General features: G+C 63.9%; 19 protein-coding genes. 3 read left to right on the top strand and 16 right to left on the bottom strand.

Annotated elements, in window-relative coordinates; translation table 11 throughout:
• Nucleotides 1–52: 52 nt before the first annotated feature.
• The 6 genes from AC3WWH_RS25500 to AC3WWH_RS25475 all read right to left on the bottom strand — a co-directional run bounded on the left by AC3WWH_RS25500 (nucleotide 53) and on the right by AC3WWH_RS25475 (nucleotide 6,687).
• The gene (locus AC3WWH_RS25500; protein WP_058326799.1) at nucleotides 53–1,651 is read right to left on the bottom strand and encodes an MFS transporter; all 1,599 of its coding nucleotides are present in this window, start codon (nucleotides 1,649–1,651) and stop codon (nucleotides 53–55) included.
• Nucleotides 1,644–2,108 carry an SRPBCC domain-containing protein gene (locus AC3WWH_RS25495; protein WP_058321570.1) on the bottom strand — a complete coding sequence of 155 codons (465 nt, stop codon included), beginning with the start codon at nucleotides 2,106–2,108 and terminating at the stop codon, nucleotides 1,644–1,646. The genes AC3WWH_RS25500 and AC3WWH_RS25495 overlap by 8 nt, the downstream gene beginning before the upstream one ends.
• Before the next feature lie 186 nt (nucleotides 2,109–2,294).
• Nucleotides 2,295–2,702 (bottom strand): LmrA/YxaF family transcription factor, encoded by a 408-nt coding sequence (locus AC3WWH_RS25490; RefSeq protein ID WP_058321809.1) that lies wholly within the window; start codon nucleotides 2,700–2,702, stop codon nucleotides 2,295–2,297.
• Nucleotides 2,609–2,884 carry an HPP family protein gene (locus AC3WWH_RS25485; protein ID WP_440638355.1) on the bottom strand — a complete coding sequence of 92 codons (276 nt, stop codon included), beginning with the start codon at nucleotides 2,882–2,884 and terminating at the stop codon, nucleotides 2,609–2,611. Before AC3WWH_RS25485 ends, AC3WWH_RS25490 begins: the two co-directional genes overlap by 94 nt.
• Before the next feature lie 120 nt (nucleotides 2,885–3,004).
• Nucleotides 3,005–4,999 (bottom strand): CocE/NonD family hydrolase, encoded by a 1,995-nt coding sequence (locus AC3WWH_RS25480; protein WP_058321810.1) that lies wholly within the window; start codon nucleotides 4,997–4,999, stop codon nucleotides 3,005–3,007.
• A 131-nt stretch (nucleotides 5,000–5,130) separates the two neighbouring features.
• Complete coding sequence (locus AC3WWH_RS25475; protein ID WP_058321865.1) at nucleotides 5,131–6,687, bottom strand: ABC transporter substrate-binding protein; 1,557 nt, start codon at nucleotides 6,685–6,687, stop codon at nucleotides 5,131–5,133.
• 217 nt (nucleotides 6,688–6,904) lie between these two features.
• Between AC3WWH_RS25475 and AC3WWH_RS25470 the strand changes: the two genes are divergently transcribed.
• Entirely contained in the window at nucleotides 6,905–7,690 is a 786-nt protein-coding gene (locus tag AC3WWH_RS25470; RefSeq protein WP_373419848.1) for a helix-turn-helix domain-containing protein, read from the top strand.
• 59 nt (nucleotides 7,691–7,749) lie between these two features.
• Nucleotides 7,750–8,091, top strand: coding sequence for a PAAR domain-containing protein (locus AC3WWH_RS25465; protein ID WP_058321812.1), 342 nt, complete (start codon nucleotides 7,750–7,752; stop codon nucleotides 8,089–8,091).
• A gap of 10 nt (nucleotides 8,092–8,101) precedes the next feature.
• Here the strand turns inward: AC3WWH_RS25465 and AC3WWH_RS25460 are convergent, their stop codons facing one another.
• Nucleotides 8,102–9,532 (bottom strand): LuxR C-terminal-related transcriptional regulator, encoded by a 1,431-nt coding sequence (locus tag AC3WWH_RS25460; protein WP_058321813.1) that lies wholly within the window; start codon nucleotides 9,530–9,532, stop codon nucleotides 8,102–8,104.
• Between the two features lie 149 nt (nucleotides 9,533–9,681).
• On the opposite strand from AC3WWH_RS25460, the gene AC3WWH_RS25455 reads away from it, so the two are divergent.
• Nucleotides 9,682–9,939, top strand: a complete 258-nt coding sequence (locus AC3WWH_RS25455; RefSeq protein ID WP_058321814.1) for a DUF1127 domain-containing protein — start codon at nucleotides 9,682–9,684, stop codon at nucleotides 9,937–9,939.
• A gap of 258 nt (nucleotides 9,940–10,197) precedes the next feature.
• On the opposite strand, the gene AC3WWH_RS25450 is transcribed toward AC3WWH_RS25455, so the two are convergent.
• From AC3WWH_RS25450 to bcoG, 9 genes are all read right to left on the bottom strand, one after another.
• Nucleotides 10,198–11,829, bottom strand: a complete 1,632-nt coding sequence (locus AC3WWH_RS25450) for an ABC transporter ATP-binding protein (protein ID WP_058321815.1) — start codon at nucleotides 11,827–11,829, stop codon at nucleotides 10,198–10,200.
• Nucleotides 11,822–12,649 (bottom strand): ABC transporter permease, encoded by an 828-nt coding sequence (locus tag AC3WWH_RS25445; RefSeq protein ID WP_058321816.1) that lies wholly within the window; start codon nucleotides 12,647–12,649, stop codon nucleotides 11,822–11,824. Before AC3WWH_RS25445 ends, AC3WWH_RS25450 begins: the two co-directional genes overlap by 8 nt.
• Nucleotides 12,646–13,755 carry an ABC transporter permease gene (locus tag AC3WWH_RS25440; protein ID WP_058321866.1) on the bottom strand — a complete coding sequence of 370 codons (1,110 nt, stop codon included), beginning with the start codon at nucleotides 13,753–13,755 and terminating at the stop codon, nucleotides 12,646–12,648. Before AC3WWH_RS25440 ends, AC3WWH_RS25445 begins: the two co-directional genes overlap by 4 nt.
• Nucleotides 13,755–15,344 (bottom strand): ABC transporter substrate-binding protein, encoded by a 1,590-nt coding sequence (locus AC3WWH_RS25435; protein ID WP_058321817.1) that lies wholly within the window; start codon nucleotides 15,342–15,344, stop codon nucleotides 13,755–13,757. Before AC3WWH_RS25435 ends, AC3WWH_RS25440 begins: the two co-directional genes overlap by 1 nt.
• Before the next feature lie 338 nt (nucleotides 15,345–15,682).
• Nucleotides 15,683–16,465 carry a carnitinyl-CoA dehydratase gene (locus AC3WWH_RS25430; protein ID WP_058321818.1) on the bottom strand — a complete coding sequence of 261 codons (783 nt, stop codon included), beginning with the start codon at nucleotides 16,463–16,465 and terminating at the stop codon, nucleotides 15,683–15,685.
• A gap of 5 nt (nucleotides 16,466–16,470) precedes the next feature.
• On the bottom strand, nucleotides 16,471–18,537 hold the full coding sequence (locus tag AC3WWH_RS25425; RefSeq protein WP_058321819.1) for an acetate--CoA ligase family protein: 2,067 nt from the start codon (nucleotides 18,535–18,537) through the stop codon (nucleotides 16,471–16,473).
• A gap of 195 nt (nucleotides 18,538–18,732) precedes the next feature.
• Complete coding sequence (locus AC3WWH_RS25420; RefSeq protein WP_058321821.1) at nucleotides 18,733–19,893, bottom strand: acyl-CoA dehydrogenase family protein; 1,161 nt, start codon at nucleotides 19,891–19,893, stop codon at nucleotides 18,733–18,735.
• A 140-nt stretch (nucleotides 19,894–20,033) separates the two neighbouring features.
• Complete coding sequence (locus tag AC3WWH_RS25415) at nucleotides 20,034–21,527, bottom strand: carnitine 3-dehydrogenase (RefSeq protein WP_058321822.1); 1,494 nt, start codon at nucleotides 21,525–21,527, stop codon at nucleotides 20,034–20,036.
• Between the two features lie 16 nt (nucleotides 21,528–21,543).
• On the bottom strand, nucleotides 21,544–22,446 hold the full coding sequence (bcoG, locus tag AC3WWH_RS25410; RefSeq protein WP_058321823.1) for a 3-dehydrocarnitine:acetyl-CoA trimethylamine transferase BcoG: 903 nt from the start codon (nucleotides 22,444–22,446) through the stop codon (nucleotides 21,544–21,546).
• Nucleotides 22,447–22,520: the final 74 nt, after the last annotated feature.

The raw sequence follows: 22,520 nt of genomic DNA, 5'->3' as shown, positions 1-22,520 counted from the left end.
TGGGTGCAGCGTTGATTGCGTTCTGATGCCGCGGCGACTTGCGCCGCGGGTGTTATCCGACGTTGCCCGAGGGCGCTGCCTCGTCGACCAGCGCCGTGGCCTTGCCGTCGCCGTCATCGCTCGCCTTGCGCAGGAGCAGGAAGGCCATGAGCGCGGTGGCGAGCGATAGGAATACGCAGATCGAGGCGGTGAAGGCGAAGGACTGGGTGAAGACGTCACGTGCCGCCGTCAATAGACGCTCGGCTTCAGCCGACGGTAGATCGGCGGCGACGGCCACCGCGCCGCCGAGCGTCTGCCGGGCCGCGGCGATCGTCTCTTCCGGCAGGCCGGTTACCACCAGCCCGTCCATGCGGCCGCGATAGGCCGAGGTCAGCAGGCTGCCGAGCACGGCAATGCCGAGCGCGCCGCCGAATTCGAAGCTGGTCTCGGAGATCGCCGAGGCTGCGCCGGCACGTTCCGGCGGCGCCGAGCCGACGATCATGTCCGTCGTCAGCGTCCCGACCGAGGCAAAGCCGAGGCAGAGCACGACGAGACCCGTCGTGACGAGCAGCGGGCTGCTCGACGTGCCCACCTGGGTGCAGATCGCAAAACCGATGGCCGCCAGCACGAAACCCGCGGCAATCAGGTTGGAGGCGGCGACGCGTGTGGCAAGCATCGGAACCCCCATCGAAGCGAGGATCATCGCGACGCCCGTTGGCATCGACCAGAGTCCGGCGACGAAAGGCGAAAGCCCGAGGACGAGCTGCAGATACTGCGCCACGAACAGGAACGCGCCGAAGCCTACGAACATGCCGAGGATGTTGACGCCGAGCGCCGCGCTGAAGGTCGGTGTCTTGAACAGCCTCAGATCGATCAAGGGATCGGCAAGCCGGAGCTGGCGGCGTGCAAACAGGATCGCGACGGCGATGCCGAGCAGAATGAAGAAGGTCGCTGTCGTGTCGAGTCCGGCCTCGGCGATGTGCTTCACGCCGTAGATCACCGAAAGCACGGCAACGAGCGACTGGCCGGCGCTGGTGAGGTCGATCCGACCGGCCTCGGGATCACGGAACTCCGGCAGCAGGATCGGTCCGAGAACCAGGATCAGCACCATGACGGGAACGGCGAGAAGGAAGACCGAGCCCCACCAGAATTGCGACAGCATGAGGCCGCCGACAACGGGCCCGATGGCACCGCCGGCCGAGAAGCTGGCAAGCCAGACGCCGATTGCGAAAGTGCGCTGCCTGTCGTCCAGGAACATGTTGCGGATCAAGGAGAGGGTGGAGGGTGCAAGCGTCGCCGCCGCGACGCCGAGCACGGCACGTGCGAGGATCAAGGTTTCGGCGTTCCAGGCAAATGCGGCGAAGATCGAGGCGAGGCCGAAGGCGATCGAGCCGATCATCAGGATGCGCCGGCGGCCGATGCGGTCGCCGAGCGTTCCCATAGTTATCAGGGAGCCCGCGACCATGAAGCCGTAGATGTCGATGATCCAGAGAAGCTGGGCGGCGGAGGGTTTCAGCTCCTCGGTCAGTTGCGGGACCGCAAGGTTCAGTACGGTCAGGTCCATTGAATAGAGCATGCAGGGCAGGGCCAGCACGGCGAGCCCGATCCATTCGCGCCGGGTCGCCCTAGGGCCGGGCGTCACAGGGCTTTGCAGGTTTGCGATCTCAGACATGTTCGACGTAATCCTTGAGTCGCTCGAGGCACTCGCCCCAGCCTTCCTGGTGCGAGTCGCGCTCCTCGACGGTCTCGAATGGTGTTTGCTGGAAGGTCAGCCGCGTCCGGCCGCCGATATCGGCAAAGGACACGGTGACCAGCGTGTCGTTGCCGGGCTCGCCCTCTTCATCCCAGGCGAAGGTGAAGACCAGCTTTTCGGGCTCGCGCACTTCGCGATAGACGCCGCTCATCCAGTAGTCCTGGCCCTCGGGAGAACGGATGCAGGCGCGCCACGCGCCGCCTGGACGGAAGTTCATGTTCACCGAATGCGGCGTGAAATCACGCGGTCCCCACCAGCGCAGCATGTGCTCGGGCGTCGACCAGACCTTGAAGACGAGGCTCACCGGCGCTTCGAAGTCACGCACGATTTCCAGGCTGATATCCTTGCGCGCTGCGTTCGCGGTCGTCGCTGTCATGAAGCCTCCTCGCTCGGCGCCCCAATGCACCCAGTCTTTAACCGTAGAGTTATTTAACTCATCGGTTAATATCTGCGCGCGGAGGCGCTTGTCAAGGCAGGCTCAAGCGGTGATCTGATTTTTGTCAATTTGGCGGGGGGGGGGGGGGACAGGTAGCGCGGCGGCGTCCTTGCCGTCCCTCGCATTTCACGATGATGCGGGCAGGCACCGCGTCTTCAGCCGGGCGAGCACCCGGCCGAAGGCGCCGGGGTCGTCAAGGCTGCGAGCGAGGATCAATGCCCCCTGAATACCGCCGACGATTTCCTCGGCGAGCGCGTTGCATTCCGCCTTTGGCGTGCCGGCGCGTTCAAGCGTCGCAGCGAGATCGGCGCGCCAGTCGGAGAAGTAACCGTTGAGTTCGCGGGCGAAACGGTCGTGGGCGCCGCTTGCGGCGATCACCCCCATCAGGCAGAGCCTGCGGCCCTGGCGGAAATAGCTGTCGACGCCGGCAAACATCGTCTCTAACGCTTGCTCAGAATTTTCCGTGTTGCGCAGCGCGTCGAAGATGTGCGTGCGGAACCACGCGGCGATATCGCCGAGCACGGCCTCGGCCATCTCCTCCTTACCGCCGAGAAGATCAGCACGCAGCTGGCGCCGAAGGGCGCCATCAGCATGGGATGGCCGACAAGATTGGTGAGCGCGCCTACGGCGGCAATGGCGACAAGGCCACCGATGCCGGCGATGAGGCCGCGGTTGATATGAACGGGAGGCTGGTGACGCGAAAAGAAGTGGCGCATTTGTGTACCAATCGGTCAAGTGTTTACCGATTGGTACAACTCCTTACCGATGAAGTCAAGAGAGTGCTGCCGGACCGGGTGTGGCGGCGGCCAACGGCCCGCCCGGTCCTGGCGCGCACCTCACATGAAATCGCGAGGGATGCGCTTCTTGAAGTGCTTCTCGAAGATCTGCTTGTCACCCTCATAGGCGACGACTTCAGCCTCGGTGATCCACTCGCTTTCGGTGCAGTGGAGCGTCGAGGTCGACACCGTGCGCACCGACCAGCCGTCGCGCTTGGCGACACAGGTCCAGGTCGAGGTTCCGATCATCGAGAGCGGATCGTCGGGCGCGATCGACCAGGTTTCGTCGCGGATGTCCTGGGTGGCAAGGCCCGTATCCGGATGTTCGGAGAGGCCGGTGTCCTCGTAGATCCGGTAGTGGGTCATGCCATGGGTCATGTCGCGCTCGACGGTGCGGCTCGATGTACCGCGTGTCAGTTCGCGGTATTTCGGCAGCGGATCGGGGTTTTCCGGCGCGGGCACGGCGATTTCGCGGTGAGCGCCAAGCAGCGGAAGCGCCAGCGACAGGCTTGATGTGTCGATCGTGAGGCCCGGCTCCGTGGGTGATGGCAGGATCAGCGGCCAGTAGGAGGTGGAGAGCGACACGCGAATGCGGTTGCCCGCGCGGAAGCGATAGCCACAGGCGTCGAGCACGAGCGTCACCCGCGTCTTGCGACCCGGTTCCATTGGCCGCGGCTGGGCGTTGCCGTCGCGATGCGCAAGGTTCAGGACGCCGAAGGCGACGCGGGTCGCGGTGCCATCCGGATGCACGTCGACGAGGCGGACGGCGAGATTGGCCGTTGCCGCCTGGCAGCTGACATCGACGGTCAGCGTCGGCTGGCCGAGATAGTCGGCGGCGGCGAGCAGTGGCGCCGTCTCGAACACAAGCGAGCCTGCATCGTCGATGCGCTGATCACCGGCCATTTCGGCGTCGGGCTTCAGGGTGAAATACTCGCCGGCTGCCGTTCCGGTATCGAGCGGCGATTTCAAGTAGATCTCGCCGATGCCGGTGCCGCCGGCCGAAGGCGTCAGCCGCGCGTCATGGGAAACGCCGAAAAGCTGCATCTCCGGCGATGCCCACGCGTCCTTCGCCACCCAGCGGCCGGGATCGCTGTCGCGCCGGAGCGACGGGCGCGGGCCATCGAGAATGTAGGCGCGCACCTGCGGCCCGTCTTCGGCGCCGTTCTTCTCGTCGCGCAGCCAGCGGTTCCACCAGCGGATCGCCTCGCCATGAAAATCGGCGCGCGGCTTCGGGAAGGCGAAATGCGGGTACTTGTGCACCCAGGGGCCGATCAGGGCCTTCGCCTTGTCGCCGAGACCTTCGACGGCCTTCAAGGGCGTGTTGCGGTAACCGTCGGCCCAGCCGGCGATGACGAGTGCCGGCACCTCGACGCTTCCGAAATCCTCCGCGATCGAGCCGTGCTGCCAGAAGGCGTCGCGGCGCTGGTGCTTCAGCCATTCCTCCATGAAATAGGGCTCGTTCTCCAGCCGCTCCATCCACATTTCCTTCCAGCGGTCGCCGACGATTGCGGGGTCGGGCGAGCGCGACTGGTAGCCGAGCATGGTCGCCGCCCAGGAAAGCTGGGCGGAAAGGTGGCAGCCATTCTTGTAGTGGATGTCGTCGTTGTAGCGGTCGACTGTCGAGGCGATGGAGATGACGGCTTTCAGCGCCGGCGGCTTCAGGGCTGCGACCTGCAGGCAGTTGAAGCCGCCCCAGGAGATGCCCATCATGCCGACCTTGCCGTTGGACCAGGGCTGCGCCGCGATCCATTCGATGATTTCGCACCCGTCCGAAAGTTCGCGCGGCGTGTACTCACCATCGATGACGCCATCGCTTTCGCCGGAGCCTCTGATGTCAACGCGCACGCCGGCAATGCCGGCGGCGGCAAAGACGGGATAGGTGGATTCGTCACGCAGGCTCGTACCGCCCTGCTTGCGGTAGGGCAGGTATTCGAGCACGGCCGGAACCGGCGCGGCTCCCGCGCCGGTGGGCATCCAGATGCGGGCGGCAAGCCGGGTACCGTCCTTCAGCCGGATCCATTCGTTTTCGATCACAGTGAATTCACGTTCTGACATGTCGTTCTAACTATCTCTTTGTTCTCTCGGGCAATTCGGGACGCGAAACAGTGTCCCGCTTTCGCTGGAATTGCTCCATCGCTTTTCGCAATTCCGGACGCGAAGCCGCGTTGCACTTTCGCTGGAATTGCTTAGCTGTCGAACCAGACACGGCTTGCGACATAGCCGTTGGAAAGGTCGTTGCCGATGTCGTCGACGAAGCCCTTGAGCGAGGCCGAAGCGGCGTTCACGTAGTCGTTGAAGACCGGCAGGATCAGGCCGCCTTCGTCGCGCACCGTCAACGCCATGCTGTGGTACATCTCCTTGCGCTTGGCATCGTCAAGCTCGGAGCGGGCCTGGAGCAGCAGCTTGTCGAAATCCTCGCGCTTGAAGCGCGTGTCGTTCCATTCGGCGGTCGAAAGGTAGGAGGTCGAGTAGCGCGAATCCTGCGTCGGCCGACCGCCCCAGTAGGAAGCGCAGAAGGGCTGCACGTTCCAGACATTGGTCCAGTAGCCATCCTCCGGCTCGCGCCGCACTTCCAGCTCGATGCCGGCCTTCCTGGCGCTTTCCTGGAAGAGCACGGCAGCGTCCGCCGCACCCGGGAAGGCGCCGTCGGAGGTGCGCAAGAGGATCGGCCGGTCGTGGCCGGACTTCTTGAAGTGGAAGGCGGCCTTGTCCGGATCATAGGCCCGCTGCTCGATGCCCTCAGGCGCCAGCGCGTAGTTGCCGTTGACGGGATAGTCGTTGCCGAGCGTGCCGAAACCGCCGAGCACCCGGTCGAGGATCGCCTGGCGGTCGACCGCATATTTCAGCGCCAGCCGGAGGTCGTTGTTGTCGAAGGGCGCGGTGTCGCAATGCATCAGGAAGCTGTAGAAGCCCTTGCCGGCGGTCCGGAGGATCTCGACGCGCGGCGCGCGCTTCAAAAGCGGCACGGTCTTCGGGTCGATGTTGTTGATGAAGTGGACCTGGCCGGACGAGAGTGCTGCGATCCGCGCCGTCGTGTCGTTCATCACGATGATCTCGACCGAGTCGACGAAACCGCGGTCGGAGCGCCAGTCAGCGGCGTTCTTCTCGAAGGTGGCGCGCAGGCCCGCCTCGTAGCTTGCAAGCTTGTAGGGGCCGGTGCCGATGGGCGAGGCCGGGTTGTCGACGCCGCCCTTCGGCTGGATGATCAGGTGATAATCGGTCAGAAGCAGCGGCAGGTCGGCATTGCCTTCGGTCAAGGTCAGCACCAGCGCGCCGCCCTTTTCCTCGATCGTCTTGATGGAGCGCATCAGCCCGAGCGCGCCGGACTTGGAGCCTTCGTCGGCATGGCGCTTCAAGGTTGCAACGACGTCGGCAACCGTCAGCTTGCTGCCGTCATGGAAACTCACGTCGCTGCGGATCTTGAACGTCCACTGCGAGGCATCGGCCGAAGGCTCCCAGGATTCGGCAAGGGCCGCCAGCGGCGCGCCGGTCTTCGGGTCGGATTCGACCAGCGTGTCGCCCCAGAGGTGACCGATGACGAAGGAAACGGAACCGCTATAGGCGGCGGGGTCGAGCGAATCGGTGGTGGCACCGCCCTTGAGACCGAGCTTCAGATGGCCGCCACGCTTTGGCTCCTGCGCGCGCGCGTCGCCTGCCGCCAGCGTTGCGCCGAGGCCGGCCGCAAGTCCGAGCGCTGCGGTACCCGCCAGGAAGCCGCGCCGGCTGATGCCGGTCGAAGCCATGCTCGCGGGGACGAGAAGGCCGTCGGGTCGCTTCGTGAATTCGGTCATTTCAAGGTTCCCTTTGGTATGATGTTTATCGAGGAAACCTAATGGCTGCAGGCGCGTGCACAATTTCGCGACTTGACGCTTTTTTACGCTCTTTTACGCTATCCCTTCGCCGCCGGCTTCTATCAAGGTGGTTGGCGCCAAGGTGAGGGCGGGTAGCGCAGTGCAGGACATCGACATCTTCTCGGCCAATCTTCGCTTTGCCTGTTCGACGCGGCGGTCGATCTCGCAGATCTGCCGCGAGATCGGCATCAACCGGCAGCAGTTCAATCGCTACATCGGTGGCGAAGCGCGGCCGTCACCGCACAATGTCGCGCGCATCGCCCGCTTCTTCGGACTGGCGGCCGAGGACTTCGCGCTGCCGGCAAAACAGTTCGAGGCGCGCATGACGCGACCGGACCGCGACCGCTCGGATGCCAGTCTGCTGCTCGAAGGCTTTCCCGGCGACATCGCGGGCTTGAGGCGCCATATCGGCTACTATCAGACCTACCATGTTTCGCTCTCCTGGCCGGGGCTGGTTGTGTGCTCCTGCGCCCGGATCTACGAGGAGGCGGGCTCGATCCGGGTCAAATCGATCGAGCGCATCCGCGACCCGAAAAACGAGATCCAGCAGTTCTCGAAATATGTCGGTCTCGTCACCTTCTGGCGAAACCGCATCTTCGTCGCCGAGCGCAGCATCGGGCGCGAGCCGATGCTGGCGCAGACGATCCTTCTACCCTTCGAAGTGCACCAGCGCGTCTATCTGCGCGGTACCACCATGGGGGTCTCCTGGCGCAAGGAGAACCTGCCCTATGCGTCTCGGATGATCTGGCGCTCTCTCGGCCAGCAGCCGGATCTGCGCCAGATGCTCTCGCGCTGCGGCGTGCTTTCCTTCGGTTCGCGACACATGCCGCAGACGGTCCGCGCCTTCCTCGATACGCCCGATGCCGAGCCCTTGACCGTGCTGACCGAATATTGAGGTGCGGGCGGGCCCGTGTGATAGCTTGCACCGGCAAGGGACAATTGGAGGAGAGGATCATGAAATCTGTCATCGCCGCCATCGCCTGCTTTTGGATCGCCTTGCCGGCTCCGTCTGCAATGGCCGAGGAGGCGCGGGCGCCGATCCCGTCCTGCGCGCTTTCGGGCGCCTCCAGCGTGATGATCGGCGGCCAGCCGGCGCTCAGGCTCTCCGACGTCGCCAATTGCCCGCCGGAACTCTACGAGGTGGTGCCGAGCATCATGATCGAGGGTCAGCCGGTCGTGCATTTCCGCGCGGGTGCTGGCGCCAAGGGCGATTGCGCCGCGAAGGCAGAACCGTCTGTGACGTTTGAAGGCGAAGCCGCCCAGCGCGTGGGCGACGTCGATTGCCGGCAGAAGTGAGATTGCGCCGTCAGTCGAGCATCGCCAGCCGGGCTCCTTCCTGAACGGCTTTGAGCGCCGGCGGGTTGGTGACCGGGTAACCGGCGATGAAGCGCTCGACGGAGAAGTCCGGGAACTCGGTGCGTAACCGTGATGCGGCGCTTGCCGCTTCTTCGGTCTCTCCGATACGGGCGTGTCCCATGGCCTGAAACATCAGCGTATTGGGCGATTCCTGTGAACTGCGTCCCAGCGCCGAAAGGCTCTCCGCATGACGGCCGATGACGAAGAGCACGCGACCGAGCATGCCGTAGTACCAGGGCGGTGCCAAGGGATTGAGGGACAACGCTTTCTCGATTAGCGGCATCGCTTCGGCCGGATTTCCGGCCACCAGAGCCTTGCTGCCGGCCAAGAGCGCCAGGGTATCGGCATTGTGCTTGCCGTGCTCGAACGCGTGCGCCTGGGCGTCGGCGGCACCTTTGAGGTCGCCGAGGCACGCCTTGAGATCGCCAAGGCAGGTATGGGCGAACGGGTTTGCCGGATCGAGGCGCAAGGCCTCCTCGATAGCCGATCGCCAGTTCCCGATGGTCGTATCAAAGTCGATGCCATAGCCGTTGCAGGCCTGGACGGAGTAGGCATAGGCCAGTTCGGTCCAGGCCCTTACCCGTGCGGGGTCCAATTCGAGCGACCGCGTGAGGAGGTGAATTGCCGCGGCGTTTCCTTCCGCGCTGAACCGGTTGAGCTCTTCGACGCCGAGAAGATAGTAATCGTAGGAATGCAGGTTCGAGGGGGCCTTCTTGCGGCTGGCATTGCGCCTGAGGGCGGCCAGCTTGCCGAAGCAGCCTGCCAGCGCGTTGACGACGCTCTCCGTCAAATCGTCCTGAAGCGCGAGTATGTCTCCGATCGGCCGGTCGTAGCGTTCGCTCCAGAGCGTCATACCGGAGCGCGTTTCCGAGAGCTGGATCGTCAGCCGCACCTGCCGGTCGTCGGCGCGAACTTGGCCGGTCACCGCATAGGTCGCGCCGATGGCCTGGACATGGTCGTCGTAGCTGTCCGAACGATTGCCGAGCAGTTTCATGGTGTGAAAGGCGACAACGGGCAGATCCGCGTAGCGCGCGAGATCGACGCAGATATCCGACGAAAGGCCGTCGGCAAACCGGCGCCAGCGCTGCTCTTCGTTCAGGCTTTCGATCGGGAACAGGGCGAGGACCGGTGGCCCTTGCTCTGCCGGTGCCGCGGTCGTTAACTCCCTTGGTCCGGCTATCTCTGACGCCAGCGCGATCTTGTTGCGAACGCCAAGCTTGCCATAGATCGTCGCGAGATGGCTGCGCACGGTCGATGGCGCGATGCAGAGCGCTTCGCCGATCTGGCGGTAGGTCAGGCCGGCAGCAAAGCGTTCGGCGACTGCACGCTCGCGATCCGACAGGATCGCAGGCACAAAGCGACGCCTCAGGATGCGGGTCATACCTGCCTCCTTGTCGTTTCACCGGTTCGGTTCTGCTGCGGCTCCAGCAAAATACTACAAATGCTGGAAGCAAAACACTGCACATGTGCGATTGCCGCATAGTCCTATGAGGCTAGAGTTTGCGCTGAACATCACGCGGGAGGACGACCATGAGCAAGCTTCTGTCAGGCATGTCCGACTTCTACCACTCCGTATCCGAGGACGTAGAGCAGACGTCCGAGCCCGGCGATGGCCGCATCACCAAGTGGTTTCACCCGAAGCGTCTCTTTGCCATGTGGGACGATCGTCAGCACTACCGCGATCAGCTTGCCCATATGGCGGCCGACTCGCCGGAGTTGATCGATGATATCGGCCTGACCGAAAAGCAGGTCGATAGCGAGGTCAAGAAGCATTTCTGGGAGCATTGACGCGAGCTCACGCGAACCGTGACTGCGCCGTCGCGTCGTGACACGGCGGATCCCGGAAACCGAGTATTGGGGGCAGGGAAGCCGATCGCCTATGTGCAGCCGGCTTCCCTTCAGATTGCGTCCCACAACAGGCAACGCGCATTTTCCGCGATGGCCCTAGAGCAATTCACTGTTTCATTGAAACAGCGAATTGCTCCAACTGTTTGAAATTGCGCAATTCCGGACGGAAAACCGTTTCACACTTTTCCTGGAATTGCCTTAGTTTCCGGCGCTTTCCATCCTTCGCGTCTTCAGCACGCGCTCCAGCCAGCCGATCTCCATTTCCGGAACCGATTTCAAAAGCAGGTCGGTATAGTCGTCGAAGGGTGGCGACAGCACCTTCGATTTCGGCCCGAAGCGCACGAGGCGGCCGCGATGCATGACCGCGACGCTGTCGGCGATCGCCCGGACGATGGCGATGTCGTGGGTGATAAAGACATAGGAAACAGCGGTTTCCTCCTGAAGCTTCAAAAGCAGATTCAGGATGCCTTCGGCCACCAGCGGGTCGAGCGCCGAGGTCGGCTCGTCGCAGAGGATCAGCTCCGGCTTGGCGGCCAAGGCGCGTGCGATCGCCACGCGCTGTTTCTGCCCGCCGGACAGCTCGGCCGGATACCGATCGAGGAAGCGGCTGCCCATCTCGATCTGGTCCAAGAGTTCCTTGACCCGCTCCGACTTCTTCTGGCCGTGCATGCCGAAATAGAAGGAGAGCGGCCGGCCGACGATGTCGCGCACCGTCTGGCGCGGGTTCATCGCCGTGTCGGCCATCTGGTAGATCATCTGGATGCGGCGAAGCTCGTCATTGCTGCGGCCCTTCAAGGCCCGCGGCAGTTCCTTGCCCTCGAAGCTGATGCGGCCCTCGGTCGGCGGCAGCAGCCCGGTGATGACCCGGGCGAGCGTCGATTTGCCCGAGCCGCTTTCGCCGACGATCGCCAGCGTCTGGCCCTTCGGCAGATGCATCGAGACGTCGTGCAGCACCTTGAAGCCGTTGGCGTAGCCGGCGCTGATATGCTCGATCTTCAACTGCGCCCCGGTCTGATCAGGCGCCTCGTCGCGTTTGGTCTGGCGGACGCTGACGAGTGCGCGGGTGTAATCCTCCCGCGGTGCCTCGATCACCTGCTTGGTGGTGCCGTATTCCACGGTCTTGCCATGGCGCAGCACCATGATGTCGTCGGAGATCTGGGCGACAACCGCGAGATCATGGGTGATGTAGAGCGCTGCCGTATGCGTCTCTTCGATCGCATGCTTGATCGCGGCGAGCACGTCGATCTGGGTCGTCACGTCGAGCGCGGTCGTCGGCTCGTCGAAGACGATCAACTCCGGATTGGGGCAAAGCGCCATGGCGGTCATGGCGCGCTGGAGCTGGCCGCCGGAGACCTGGTGCGGATAGCGGTCGCCAAAGGTTTCCGGATTGGGGAGGCCCAGCACCCGGAACAGATAGAGCGCCCGCTTCTTCGCCTCCTCACGGTTCATGATGCCGTGGCGGAGCGACGCCTCGATTACCTGGTCACCAAGCCGGTGGGCCGGGTTGAAAGCGGCGGCCGCGGATTGCGCGACGTAGCAGACCCGGGCGCCGCGGATCGAGCGGATACCGTTCTTGTCGAGCGTCAGGATGTCCTTGCCATCGAGCAGGACCTGGCCGCCGGTGATGCGCACGCCGCCGCGGCCATAGGCGAGCGCCGAAAGCCCGATGGTCGACTTGCCGGCGCCAGATTCGCCGATGAGGCCGAGCACCTTGCCCTTCTCAACGTCGAAGGAGACGCCCTCGACGAGGGTCACGACCTTGGGCGGTTCGCCCGGCGGATAGCTGGTCGCTTCGATCTTGAGGTTCTTGACGGAAAGCATCTCAGGCATCGCCGCGTCCTCCCTTGAGGCTCGAGGTTCTTTTCATCAGCCAGTCGACCACGAGGTTGACGCAGATCGCCAGCGTGGCGATTGCCGCGCCCGGGATCAGGGCCGCCGAAATGCCGAAGATGATGCCATCCTTGTTGTCCTTGACCATGCCGCCCCAGTCGGCGGCCGGCGGCTGGATGCCGAGGCCGAGGAAGGAGAGGGTGGAGAGGAACAGGATCGAGAAGGCGAAGCGCAGGCCGAATTCGGCGAGCAGCGGCGACAGCGTGTTCGGCAGGATTTCGCGGAAGATGATCCAGAGCGAGCCTTCGCCGCGCAGCCTTGCGGCTTCGACGAATTCCATGACCGCGACATCGAGTGCCACGGCGCGGCCGATGCGGAAGACGCGGGTGGAATCGAGCACTGCCATGACCAGGATCAGGATCCACAGATGCTGCGGCAAGACGGCGAGAACGACGAGGGCGAAGATCAGCGTCGGGATCGCCATCATCAGGTCGTTGAAGCGGGAGAAGAACTGGTCGGTGAAGCCGCCGACGACGGCCGCCGTGAAGCTTAAGAACATGCCCAGCGAGAAGGAGAGCACGGTTGCCGCCAGCGCCACGAAGATGGTGGTGCGGGCGCCATAGACCAGACGCGACAGCAGATCGCGGCCGAGATTGTCGGTGCCGAGCAGGAAGTCGCCGCCGGCCGGAAGCCAGATGTCGCCGACGACGTCGCGTTCGCCGAAGGGGGCGATGACGGGCGCGAAGACGGCACAGAAGATCGCAAGGGTGATGCCGGCGATGCCGACCCAGGCGCTGAAGGGAATGGATCTCAGGTTCATCGCGGATGCCTCAGTCTCGGGTTGGCGATGATTGCGAGAATGTCGGCCGCCATGTTGAGGAAGATGTAGAAGGCGGCAAAGATCAGGCCACAGGCCTGGACGACCGGCATGTCGCGCACGGTCACCGCATCCACCATGTATTGCCCCATGCCGGGATAGACGAAGACCACCTCGACCACGACGACGCCGACGACGAGATAGGCGAGGTTGAGGGCGATGACGTTGATGACGGGTGCCACCGCATTGGGAGCCGCATGGCGCGCGATGATGCGGAACATGCTGAGGCCCTTCAGCTCCGCTGTCTCGACATAGGCCGAAGACATCACGTTGAGGATGGCCGCACGGGTCATGCGCATCATATGGGCGAGCACGACGAGAACCAGCGTCGCGACCGGAAGTGCTATCGCCGAGAGACGTTCAGTGAAGCTCATGCTGTCATAGACGGTCGCGGGGAAGGTCGCGATGCCATATTTGACGGCGAAGAACATGATCAGGAGATAGCCGACGAAGAACTCGGGCAGCGAGATGGCTGCGAGCGACACGACGTTGATGATCTTGTCCGGCAGCCTGTTGCGGAACTGAACCGCCAGCATGCCGAGGCCGACGGCGAGCGGCACGGAAACGAGCGCTGCGAAGAAGGCGAGAAACAGCGAATTGCCGAGGCGCTTGCCGATCTGCTCGCCGACCGAATTCTTGCTGGCCCAGGAGGTGCCGAAATCGCCTTTGACGGCACCGCCGAGCCAGGACAGGTAGCGTTCGGTCCAGGGCTTGTCGAGGCCGAGATCCTTGCGGATGTTTTCAACCGCCTGCGGCGTTGCGGACTGGCCGAGATAGGTGGTGGCGAAGTCGCCGGGAAGCGCCTCGATGCCGCCTGATATCATCAGCGACACGGCAAAGAGCAGGCCGACACTCAGGCCCAGGCGCTGCAGGATCAGCGCCGCGAGCGGGCGGCGGAAGGTGAAGCGGCGCCAGAAGGTGCCGCCGATTTCACCATCCGCAGGGTTGGGTTTTGCTGGTACTCCGGAAAGTTCGGCAGGGCGCGGATGGGTTCCATCCGCGCTCCCGTCCGTCGGAACCGGACCAGTGAGCGGTCCGCTTTCCATCATCATGCGTCCAGCCACACCCGGGTTGCGACATAGCCGTTCGACATGTCGTTGCCGATGTCATGCACGTAGCCCTTCACCTGCTTGCCGGCGGCATTCACGAAGTCGTTGAACATCGGCAGGATCAGGCCGCCTTCGTCACGCACCATCATCGCCATGGTCCGGTACATCTCCTTACGCTTCGCTTCGTCCAGCTCGGAGCGGGCCTCGAGCAGGATCTTGTCGAAATCGGCGCGCTGGAAGCGGGTATCGTTCCAGTCGGCGTTCGAGAGATAGGCGGTGGAATACATCTGGTCCTGGGTCGGGCGGCCGCCCCAGTAGGACGTCGAGAAGGGCTGGACGTTCCAGACGTTTGTCCAGTAGCCGTCGCCCGGTTCGCGCTTGACCTCGATTTCGATGCCGGCCTTCTTGGCGCTTTCCTGGTAGAGCACCGCCGCGTCGACCGCGCCTGGGAAGGCGACGTCGGAGGTGCGCAGCAGCACCGAGCCGCTATGGCCGGACTTCTTGTAGTGGAAGGCCGCCTTGTCCGGGTCATAGGCGCGCTGCTCGATGCCCTCAGGGAAGAGGGCATAGGTGTCGTTGATCGGGAAGTCGTTGCCGACCTTGCCATAGCCGCCGAGGATGCGCTCGACCATGGTTTCGCGATCCATCGCGTATTTCAGCGCCAGCCGCAGGTCGTTGTTGTCGAACGGCGCCGTGTTGCAATGCATGATGAACACGTAGTGGCCGCGGCCCGACGTGTTCAGGATCTCGACAGTGGGCGCCCTCTTCAACAGGTTGACCGTCTTCGGATCGACTCGGTTGATGAAGTGCACCTGGCCGGAGGAGAGGGCGGCGATGCGGGCCGTCGCATCGTTCATGGCGATCAGTTCGACGGAATCGACATAGCCACGATCCGTGCGCCAGTCGTCGGCATTCTTTTCGAAGGTGGCGCGAACGCCGGGTTCGAAGCTCGTCACCTTGTAGGGGCCGGTGCCGATCATCGCGTCGGGACTGTCGAGACCGCCGTTCGGCTGGATGATAAGGTGGTAGTCGGACAGCAGCAGCGGCAGGTCGGCATTGCCTTCCGTGAGTGTCAGCACGAGCTTGCCGCCGTCGGCCTTGATTTCCTTGATCGACTTCATCACGCCGAGTGCGCCCGATTCCGACTTGTCATCGGTGTGGCGCTGCAACGTCTTGATGACGTCGTCGAGCGTCAACTCCTTGCCGTCGTGGAACTTCACGCCCTTGCGGATGTTGAAGGTCCAGGTCGATGCGTCGGCCGAGGGCTCCCAGGATTCGGCAAGTGCCGGCACCGGTGCGCCTGTCGTCGGATGGCTTTCGACCAGCATGTCGCCCCAGTTGCGTCCGACGACGAACATGAATTGCGAAAGCGCCTTGGCCGGGTCCTTCGAGTCGGTGGCGGCGGCACCTTCGAGGCCGAGCTTCAGATGGCCGCCGCGCTTCGGCTCCTGCGCCGTCGCGCTGGTCGCAAACAGCGTGCCGGCCGTCGAGGCGAGAATGCCGGCAGCGGCTGCGCGGCCGAGAAACTCGCGCCGGTTCATCTTGCCGAGCATGACCTGTTGTGTGAGGTAATCCTTGTAATCGCTCATTCCCCTGTTCCCTTCTTTGTCGGCATTCGCCGTTCGTTGTGGTTGTTAGAGATTGCTGCGTACAGCCATTGTATCGATGGCATTTCGGATCGGCCCGGGCGGCCGCTTCTTGTTTCGTCGGGTTTCGTTCTCCTTTCGTCGACCGGGCGCATTAGCTTCAGATCGATAAGCGTAGTCGCTGGAACCGATCTTGTAACGCCCTAAATTACAATTTATTTCCATAAGCTTGGCTTATGGACGCGTGGTTTATGGCGCGCGGCTTTGCCCGCGCGTCTCGTCACGTCTCAATGCCGGTCGCCCGGCTCGGTTCCCTGCGCCACCAAGGATGGCGGGGTCTGTCAGCGGCCCTTCCAGACGGGGTCGCGCTTCTCGGCGAAGGCGCGTGCGCCCTCCAGCTGGTCTTCGCTAGAATAGAGAATGTCGACCGTCTTGAACTGCCGTTGGGTGATCTTGTTCATGGTCGTCTGGAAGGCCTCGCCTTCGGCGGCGCGCACCACTTCCTTGATCGCGGCATAGACGAGCGGCGGTCCGCTTTCGAGCAGGCGGGCGAGTTCCCAGGCGCGCTCCATCAGCTTGTTTGCCGGCAGGATCTCGTTGACGAAGCCCCAGCGGTGGGCTTCCGCCACGTCGAGCCAGCGACCGGTCAGGAGCATGTCCATGGCGATGTGATAGGGGATGCGCTTCGGAAGCTTGATCGAGGCGGCGTCCGCAACTGTGCCGGAGCGGATTTCAGGTAGCGCGAAGGTCGCGTGTTCGGCGGCAAGGATCAGATCGGTCGACAGCGCGATTTCGAGACCGCCACCGCAGCAGATGCCGTTGATCGCCGCGATGATCGGCTTGTTGAGGTCGCGCAGCTCCTGCATGCCGCCGAAACCGCCGACGCCATAGTCGCCGTCGACCGCGTCGCCATCGGCGGCCGCCTTCAGGTCCCATCCCGGACAGAAGAATTTTTCACCGGCGCCGGTGATGATCGCGACGCGTAAGCTGTCGTCGTCGCGGAAATCACGGAAGATCTCGCCCATCACCCGGCTGGTCTTCAGGTCGATGGCATTGGCCTTCGGCCGGTCGATCGTGACTTCGAGAATGCCGCCTTCGCGGCGCGTGAGGATCGGTCCGGTCATCAGGGTCAGTTCCTTCGGCGGATGAGGGCGTCGGCGGCAACGGCACCCTGGCCGTTCGGCAACACCATCAAAGGATTGATATCGAGTTCTTCGAGCTTCGAGGCGTTTGAAACGACATAGGATGCCGCTGCGGCGACAGCCTCGACCAATGCCGCGAAATCGCCTGCCGGGCCGCCGCGATAGCCATCGATGAGCTTACGGATCTTCAGGCCGGCGATTGCCTCGTTTATCGCTTCCGGTGTCGTCGGCAGCGTCAGGATGGCGGAATCGTCGAGCAGTTCCACCAGGATGCCGCCGGCGCCGATCGTCAGTACCGGACCTGCCACGGGGTCGCGCATGGCGCCGATGATCAGTTCGGCGACGGGTTTTGCCACCATCTTCTCGACCAGGTAACCCGAGGCGACGGCGGCCATGGCCTTTGCTGCGGCGTAGACGTCATCGCGGCTTGCAAGGTTGAGCTTCACGGCGCCCGCTTCGGTCTTGTGGGCGACGCCCAGACCCTTGAGCACGACGGGGAAACCGAGGGCCTCGGCAGCGTTTGCGGCCTCTTCGGCAGTCGCCGCCGTTCTGCCTTCAGGCACCTTGAGGCCCGAAGCGGCAAGCTCCACCTTCGCCTCATGTTCGCTGAGCGTGACCGCGTCTGCCGCGGAAGCTACGCCGCCATCAAGCAGGCGGGGCGGGGCGGGCTTTGCCCAGGCGGCGCCGATGTCGGCGGCCGTCTCGATTGCCGCCAGCGCCTCCTCGATGCCGAAGAAGGGGACGACACCCGCCTTCATCAGGAAGAGCGCCGTCGCCTCCGGCATGTTCTCGCCAAGGCTCGCAACGATGCCGGCGCGGGCGCCGGTCGCTCTCGCCGCGTCGATCACCGCATGGCAGGTCGTCTCCCAGTCGGTCGGGTCGCAGCGATCAAGCCGCGGGAAATCGAGCACGACGAGATTGATCGCATAGCCGCCCTTCATCATGGCGGTAAACGCGGTGGTCTGTTTCTCGCGGTTGCCCCAGACGAAAGTGTGGTAGTCGAGCGGGTTGGCGATCGTCACCATCTCGCCGAGCGCATCCTTGAGCGGTTTGCGCTGCTCTTCACGCAGTGCCCGGTAGTTCACCCGGTAGCGCTCGCCGGCGTCCGCCATCAGCGAGGCTTCGCCGCCGGAGCAGCTCATCGAGGAGATGTCGTTGCTGTCGAGCGGGCCGGCCACATGCAGGAGCTTCAGCGTTTCGAGAAGCGCTGGCAGCGTATCGACGCGGCCGATTCCGAGGCGGGCAAGAAGCGCGGAAGAGACGCGATCGTTGCCGGCAAGCGAGGCCGTGTGCGAAACCGTCGCCAGCTGGGCCGCTTCCGACTTGCCAACTTTCAGCGTCACGACCGGCTTGCCGAGTTCGCGTGCCCGCGTCGCCAGCCGTTCGAGCGCCGCCACGTTGTCGAAACCTTCGATGTGCAGGCCGACGGCGGTGACGCGCGGGTCTTCGAGCACGGCGCAGGCGATGTCGGACAAGCCCGTCTGCGCCTGGTTGCCGGCGGTCATGACATAGGCGAGCGGCAGGCCGCGCGTCTGCATCGAGATGTTGCAGGCGATGTTGGAGGATTGCGTCAGGATGGCGACGCCCTTTTCGACGCGCTGCATTCCATGCTGGTCCGGCCAGAGCAGGGCGCCGTCGAGCATGTTGATGAAGCCGTAGCAATTCGGCCCGACGATCGGCATGTCGCCGGCAGCCGCCACCAGCGCCTCCTGCATGTCGTTGCCGTCGTCAAGTTCGCTGGCGGCCTCGCGAAAGCCCGAGGCATAGCAGACGGCACCGCCGGCCCCGCGCGCAGAGAGATCGCGGATGATGTCGATCGTCAGCTGCCGGTTGACACCGACGAAGGAGGCATCCGGGGAGCCTGGCAGTTCCGCCACCGAGCGGTAGCACTTGCGGCCGAGGATCTGGTCCTCGCGCGGATGCACCGGCCAGATCTCGCCGGAAAACCCCATCTTGTCGCATTGTTCGATGACACGCCGGGCTTCCTTGCCGCCGAAGACGGCGATGGTGCGCGGACGGATCAGGCGGTCGAGGGAGCGGGGGGCGTCGGTCATGCCGTCTTGCTCTCCCTCATTCCTGTGCTTGTCACAGGAATCCAGCCGGCTTGCGTCGGCAAGCCGATAGGAACTCTTTCCATCTCGAAGCGCATGCGCTTGTTGCTTTGGTCATGGGCGGCACGGACGTGCCGCTGCTGGATTCCTGTGACAAGCACAGGGATGAGGGAGGGAGAGAGGGTGGCCGTCATCCCGTCACGCTCCCAGCGGCCGGAGCAGGTCGCGGCTGATGATGTGGCGCTGGATTTCGGACGTGCCGTCCCAGATGCGCTCGACGCGGGCGTCGCGCCAGAAGCGGGCGAGCGGCAGATCGTCCATCAGGCCCATGCCGCCGAAGATCTGGATCGCCTCATCGGTGACGCGGGCGAGCATCTCGGTGGCGAACACCTTGGCCGACGCGATCTCGCGGTTCGACGGCAGGCCATTATCGAGCCGCCAGGCGGCAGACAGCGTCAGGAGGTCGGCGGCGTCGATCTCGGTGATCATGTCGGCGAGCTTGAAGGAGACGCCCTGGTTGGCGCCGATCGGCTTGCCGAATTGCTTGCGCTCGGCGGCGTAGTTGAGCGCATAGTCGAAGGCACGGCGGGCGCGGCCGACCGAGGTCGCCGCCACCGTCAGGCGGGTGGCGAACAGCCAGTCATTGGCGACGTCGAAGCCCTTGTGCACTTCGCCAAGGATCTGGGACGAGGGCAGGCGGCAATCGTCGAAGGTGAGGATGCAGTTGTTGTAGCCGCGATGCGAGACCGAATTGTAGCCCTTGCGGATCTCGAAGCCCGGTGTGCCGCGGTCGACGAGGAAACAGGTGATCTTCTTCTTGGGGCCGCGCGGCGTCTCTTCCTCGCCGGTGGCGATGAAGACGATGACGAAATCGGCGATGTCGGCATGGCTGATGAAATGCTTGGTGCCGTTGACGATCCAGTCGTCACCGTCCTTACGGGCAAAACACTTCATGCCGCGCACGTCGGAGCCGGCGTCCGGTTCGGTCATGGCGAGCGCGTCGAACTTGTCGCCCTTGACCGCCGGAAGCAGGTATTTCTCGCGCTGCTCGGCATTGCACGCCATCAGGATGCCCGAGGGGCGGCCGAAGAAGACGGTCAGGCCCATGGAGCCGCGGCCAAGCTCGCGCTCGACCAGCGTGAAGGAGGTGTGGTCGAGGCCGGCGCCGCCGACTTCTTCCGGAAAATTGCAGCCGAAGAAACCGATTTCCTTGCACTTGCGGGCGATCTCCTGGCCGAGTTCGCGCGGCACCACCCCCGTGCGCTCGACCTCGTCCTCATGCGGATAGATTTCCGTTTCGACGAAGCTCCTGACCGTATCGACGATCATCTGCTGTTCTTCGGTCAGTGCGAAATTCATTGTTCTCTACCCCTCGTTTTCGCGCCGCTGACGTCCATTCCGCAAACGAGAGATGCCTCCTCAAGCCTCCCTCTTTTGCAGTTTGCAGCCCCGCCGCCGGTGCGGCGAAGCTGCCTTGTCGTGACCTGCCGCTGTTGCGGTCAGGCGCGCTTCTGGCCGACGAAGCGTCCCACACCTTCCGGTGCCGGCAGCTGCGCATGCGCTTCGGCAATGGCTGCAAGCTTGCTCAACACGTGTTCGGGTGCGGGCACGGACTTGCCGGCCTTGCTGTCGACATGGAGCGCCATCTGCTCGGCGGTCGCCACTGCCTCGTTGGTCGCAGCGTTGTAGATCGTCGAGAAGATGTGCAGGCGCTTCTCGTCGGACGACAGCACCTGGCAGGTCGAATAGAGCGCGTCGCCGAGCTTGGCCTCGCCGAGGTTCCGGATGTGGGTCTCGACCGTGTAGTAGCTGTGGCCGTCGCGCACATAGTCGAGATCGACGCCGATCAGACGCAGCAGGCCATCGGTGGTGTCGCCGAAGACCTGGAGATAGCGGTGCTCGGTCATGTGGCCGTTGTAGTCGACCCAGGCGGCGCTCACCTTGGTGTCGACGATGCGCAGCGGCTTGACGTCGCCGAGGTCGGCTTCCGGCTTCTTGGCATTCGCCCAGAGCTTGGCCTCGAAATCGGCAAGCAGCTTGCCCGCACCCCAGCCTTCGCCGCCGTTGCCGGATTTCAGCGCGTGCATGATGCCGACGAGGTTTTCGTCGCGGATGCGCTCGAGTTCGCGGATCGAGCGGCCGGCGGCCTGCGCGTCCGACTGGGCGCCGATCTTTTCCACCAGCGCATCGTCGAGATCGACGACATCGGTAAACTTCGTCCAGGGCCATTTGAGGCAGGGGCCGAACTGGGCGAGGAAGTGGCGCATGCCGGCTTCGCCGCCGGCGATGCGATAGGTCTCGAACAGGCCCATCTGCGCCCAGCGCATGCCGAAGGAATAACGCATGACATTGTCGAGCGTTTCGGTATCGCAGATGTCATCCTGGATCAGCCACAGCGCCTCGCGCCATAGCGCTTCGAGCAGACGGTCGCCGACGAAGGCTTCGATCTCCTTGGCGATGACGACGCCCTTCATGCCGATCTGCTCGACGCCCAACATGGCGCGCTCGATCGTCGCCTTCGACGTCTTCTTGCCGCCGACTAGTTCGACGAGCGGCAGCAGGTAGACTGGGTTATAGGGGTGCGCCACGAACATGCGCTCGGGATGGTGCATCTCGGCTTGTAGATCGGAGGGCAAAAGACCCGAGGTGGACGAGCCGATCAGCGCATCGGCCTTTGCGGCCGCATCGATCTTGGTGATAACGCCGCGCTTCAGTTCCAGCCGTTCCGGCACGCTTTCCTGAATCCAGTCAGCACCTTCGACCGCTTCCTCGATGCTCTTGCAGAAGGTGAGTTTCCCCTTCGGCGGCAGTGGCGCCATGGTCAGCATGGCGTAGGCGCGCTCAGCATTGGCCATGACTTCGCCAATGATGCGCTCGGCTTCCGGATGCGGGTCGAAGATCTTCACGTCGATGCCGGCAAGCGCGAAACGCGCAACCCAGGCGCCGCCGATAACGCCGCCGCCGACACAGGTTGCTTTGGTGATAAAGCTCATGGTGTTCTGCCCTTGCTCAGCGCTTCGTCAGCTTCAGTTTCTCGCGGACTTCCTTCGGCCCGATGATCTTGGCGCCCATGCCTTCGATGACGCCGACCGCCTTTTCGACGAGCTGGCCGTTGGTGGCGAGCTGGCCCTTGCCGATATAAAGGTTGTCTTCGAGGCCGACGCGGACGTTGCCGCCGGCAAGGACCGCCGCTGCCGGGTAGGCAAGCGCGTTGCGGCCGATGGAGAAAGCCGAGAAGGTCCAGTTATCAGGCACGTTGTTGACCATCGCCATGAAGGTGTTGAGGTCGTCAGGCGCACCCCACGGAATGCCCATGCAGAGCTGGATCAGCACCGGATCCTCGATCAGGCCTTCCTCGGCGAGTTGCTTGGCGAACCAGAGATGGCCGGTGTCGAAGGCCTCGATCTCGGGGCGGACGCCAAGTGCCGTCATCTGGCGCGCCATTTCCCGCAGCATCGATGGCGTGTTGGTCATGACATAATCGCCGAGCGAGAAGTTCATCGTGCCGCAGTCGAGCGTGCAGATCTCCGGCAGGCACTCGGCCACATGGGCGACACGCTCGGTGGCGCCGGCCATGTCGGTGCCCTTCTCATTGACGGGCAAGGGGCTCTCGACATTGCCGAATACCAGGTCGCCGCCCATGCCGGCCGTCAGGTTCAACACGATATCGATATCGGCGGAGCGGATGCGGTCGGTGACTTCCCGGTAGAGATCGAGCCTGCGGGAGGGCGCGCCGGTTTCCGGATCGCGGACGTGGCAGTGGATCACGGCGGCGCCGGCCTTGGCCGCCTCGACCGCCGCTTCGGCGATCTGTTTCGGCGTGATCGGAACATGGCTGGACTTCGAAACGGTGTCTCCCGAGCCGGTGACGGCACAGGTGATGAATACCTCGCGGTTCATGCTGAGCGGCATTGCTGTCTCCCTTTTATTGACCCCATTACGAGCCAAGAAGGCGGCCGCTGCTTTTCATTATCGGCTTCATCCTA

The sequence above is a fragment of the Ensifer sp. EB106-03-01-XG145 genome, assembly GCF_058792075.1.
This window is presented reverse-complemented; position numbering and strand designations above follow the sequence as displayed.

Excerpts from the sequence above, each read along its gene's own strand:
- AC3WWH_RS25500 (WP_058326799.1), bottom strand. The coding sequence starts at position 1,651 with ATGTCTGAGATCGCAAACCTGCAAAGCCCTGTGACGCCCGGCCCTAGG.
- AC3WWH_RS25495 (WP_058321570.1), bottom strand. The coding sequence starts at position 2,108 with ATGACAGCGACGACCGCGAACGCAGCGCGCAAGGATATCAGCCTGGAA.
- AC3WWH_RS25490 (WP_058321809.1), bottom strand. The coding sequence starts at position 2,702 with ATGGCCGAGGCCGTGCTCGGCGATATCGCCGCGTGGTTCCGCACGCAC.
- AC3WWH_RS25485 (WP_440638355.1), bottom strand. The coding sequence starts at position 2,884 with ATGCGCCACTTCTTTTCGCGTCACCAGCCTCCCGTTCATATCAACCGC.
- AC3WWH_RS25480 (WP_058321810.1), bottom strand. The coding sequence starts at position 4,999 with ATGTCAGAACGTGAATTCACTGTGATCGAAAACGAATGGATCCGGCTG.
- AC3WWH_RS25475 (WP_058321865.1), bottom strand. The coding sequence starts at position 6,687 with ATGGCTTCGACCGGCATCAGCCGGCGCGGCTTCCTGGCGGGTACCGCA.
- AC3WWH_RS25465 (WP_058321812.1), top strand. The coding sequence starts at position 7,750 with ATGAAATCTGTCATCGCCGCCATCGCCTGCTTTTGGATCGCCTTGCCG.
- AC3WWH_RS25460 (WP_058321813.1), bottom strand. The coding sequence starts at position 9,532 with ATGACCCGCATCCTGAGGCGTCGCTTTGTGCCTGCGATCCTGTCGGAT.
- AC3WWH_RS25455 (WP_058321814.1), top strand. The coding sequence starts at position 9,682 with ATGAGCAAGCTTCTGTCAGGCATGTCCGACTTCTACCACTCCGTATCC.
- AC3WWH_RS25450 (WP_058321815.1), bottom strand. The coding sequence starts at position 11,829 with ATGCCTGAGATGCTTTCCGTCAAGAACCTCAAGATCGAAGCGACCAGC.
- AC3WWH_RS25445 (WP_058321816.1), bottom strand. The coding sequence starts at position 12,649 with ATGAACCTGAGATCCATTCCCTTCAGCGCCTGGGTCGGCATCGCCGGC.
- AC3WWH_RS25440 (WP_058321866.1), bottom strand. The coding sequence starts at position 13,755 with ATGATGGAAAGCGGACCGCTCACTGGTCCGGTTCCGACGGACGGGAGC.
- AC3WWH_RS25435 (WP_058321817.1), bottom strand. The coding sequence starts at position 15,344 with ATGAGCGATTACAAGGATTACCTCACACAACAGGTCATGCTCGGCAAG.
- AC3WWH_RS25430 (WP_058321818.1), bottom strand. The coding sequence starts at position 16,465 with ATGACCGGACCGATCCTCACGCGCCGCGAAGGCGGCATTCTCGAAGTC.
- AC3WWH_RS25425 (WP_058321819.1), bottom strand. The coding sequence starts at position 18,537 with ATGACCGACGCCCCCCGCTCCCTCGACCGCCTGATCCGTCCGCGCACC.
- AC3WWH_RS25420 (WP_058321821.1), bottom strand. The coding sequence starts at position 19,893 with ATGAATTTCGCACTGACCGAAGAACAGCAGATGATCGTCGATACGGTC.
- AC3WWH_RS25415 (WP_058321822.1), bottom strand. The coding sequence starts at position 21,527 with ATGAGCTTTATCACCAAAGCAACCTGTGTCGGCGGCGGCGTTATCGGC.
- bcoG (WP_058321823.1), bottom strand. The coding sequence starts at position 22,446 with ATGCCGCTCAGCATGAACCGCGAGGTATTCATCACCTGTGCCGTCACC.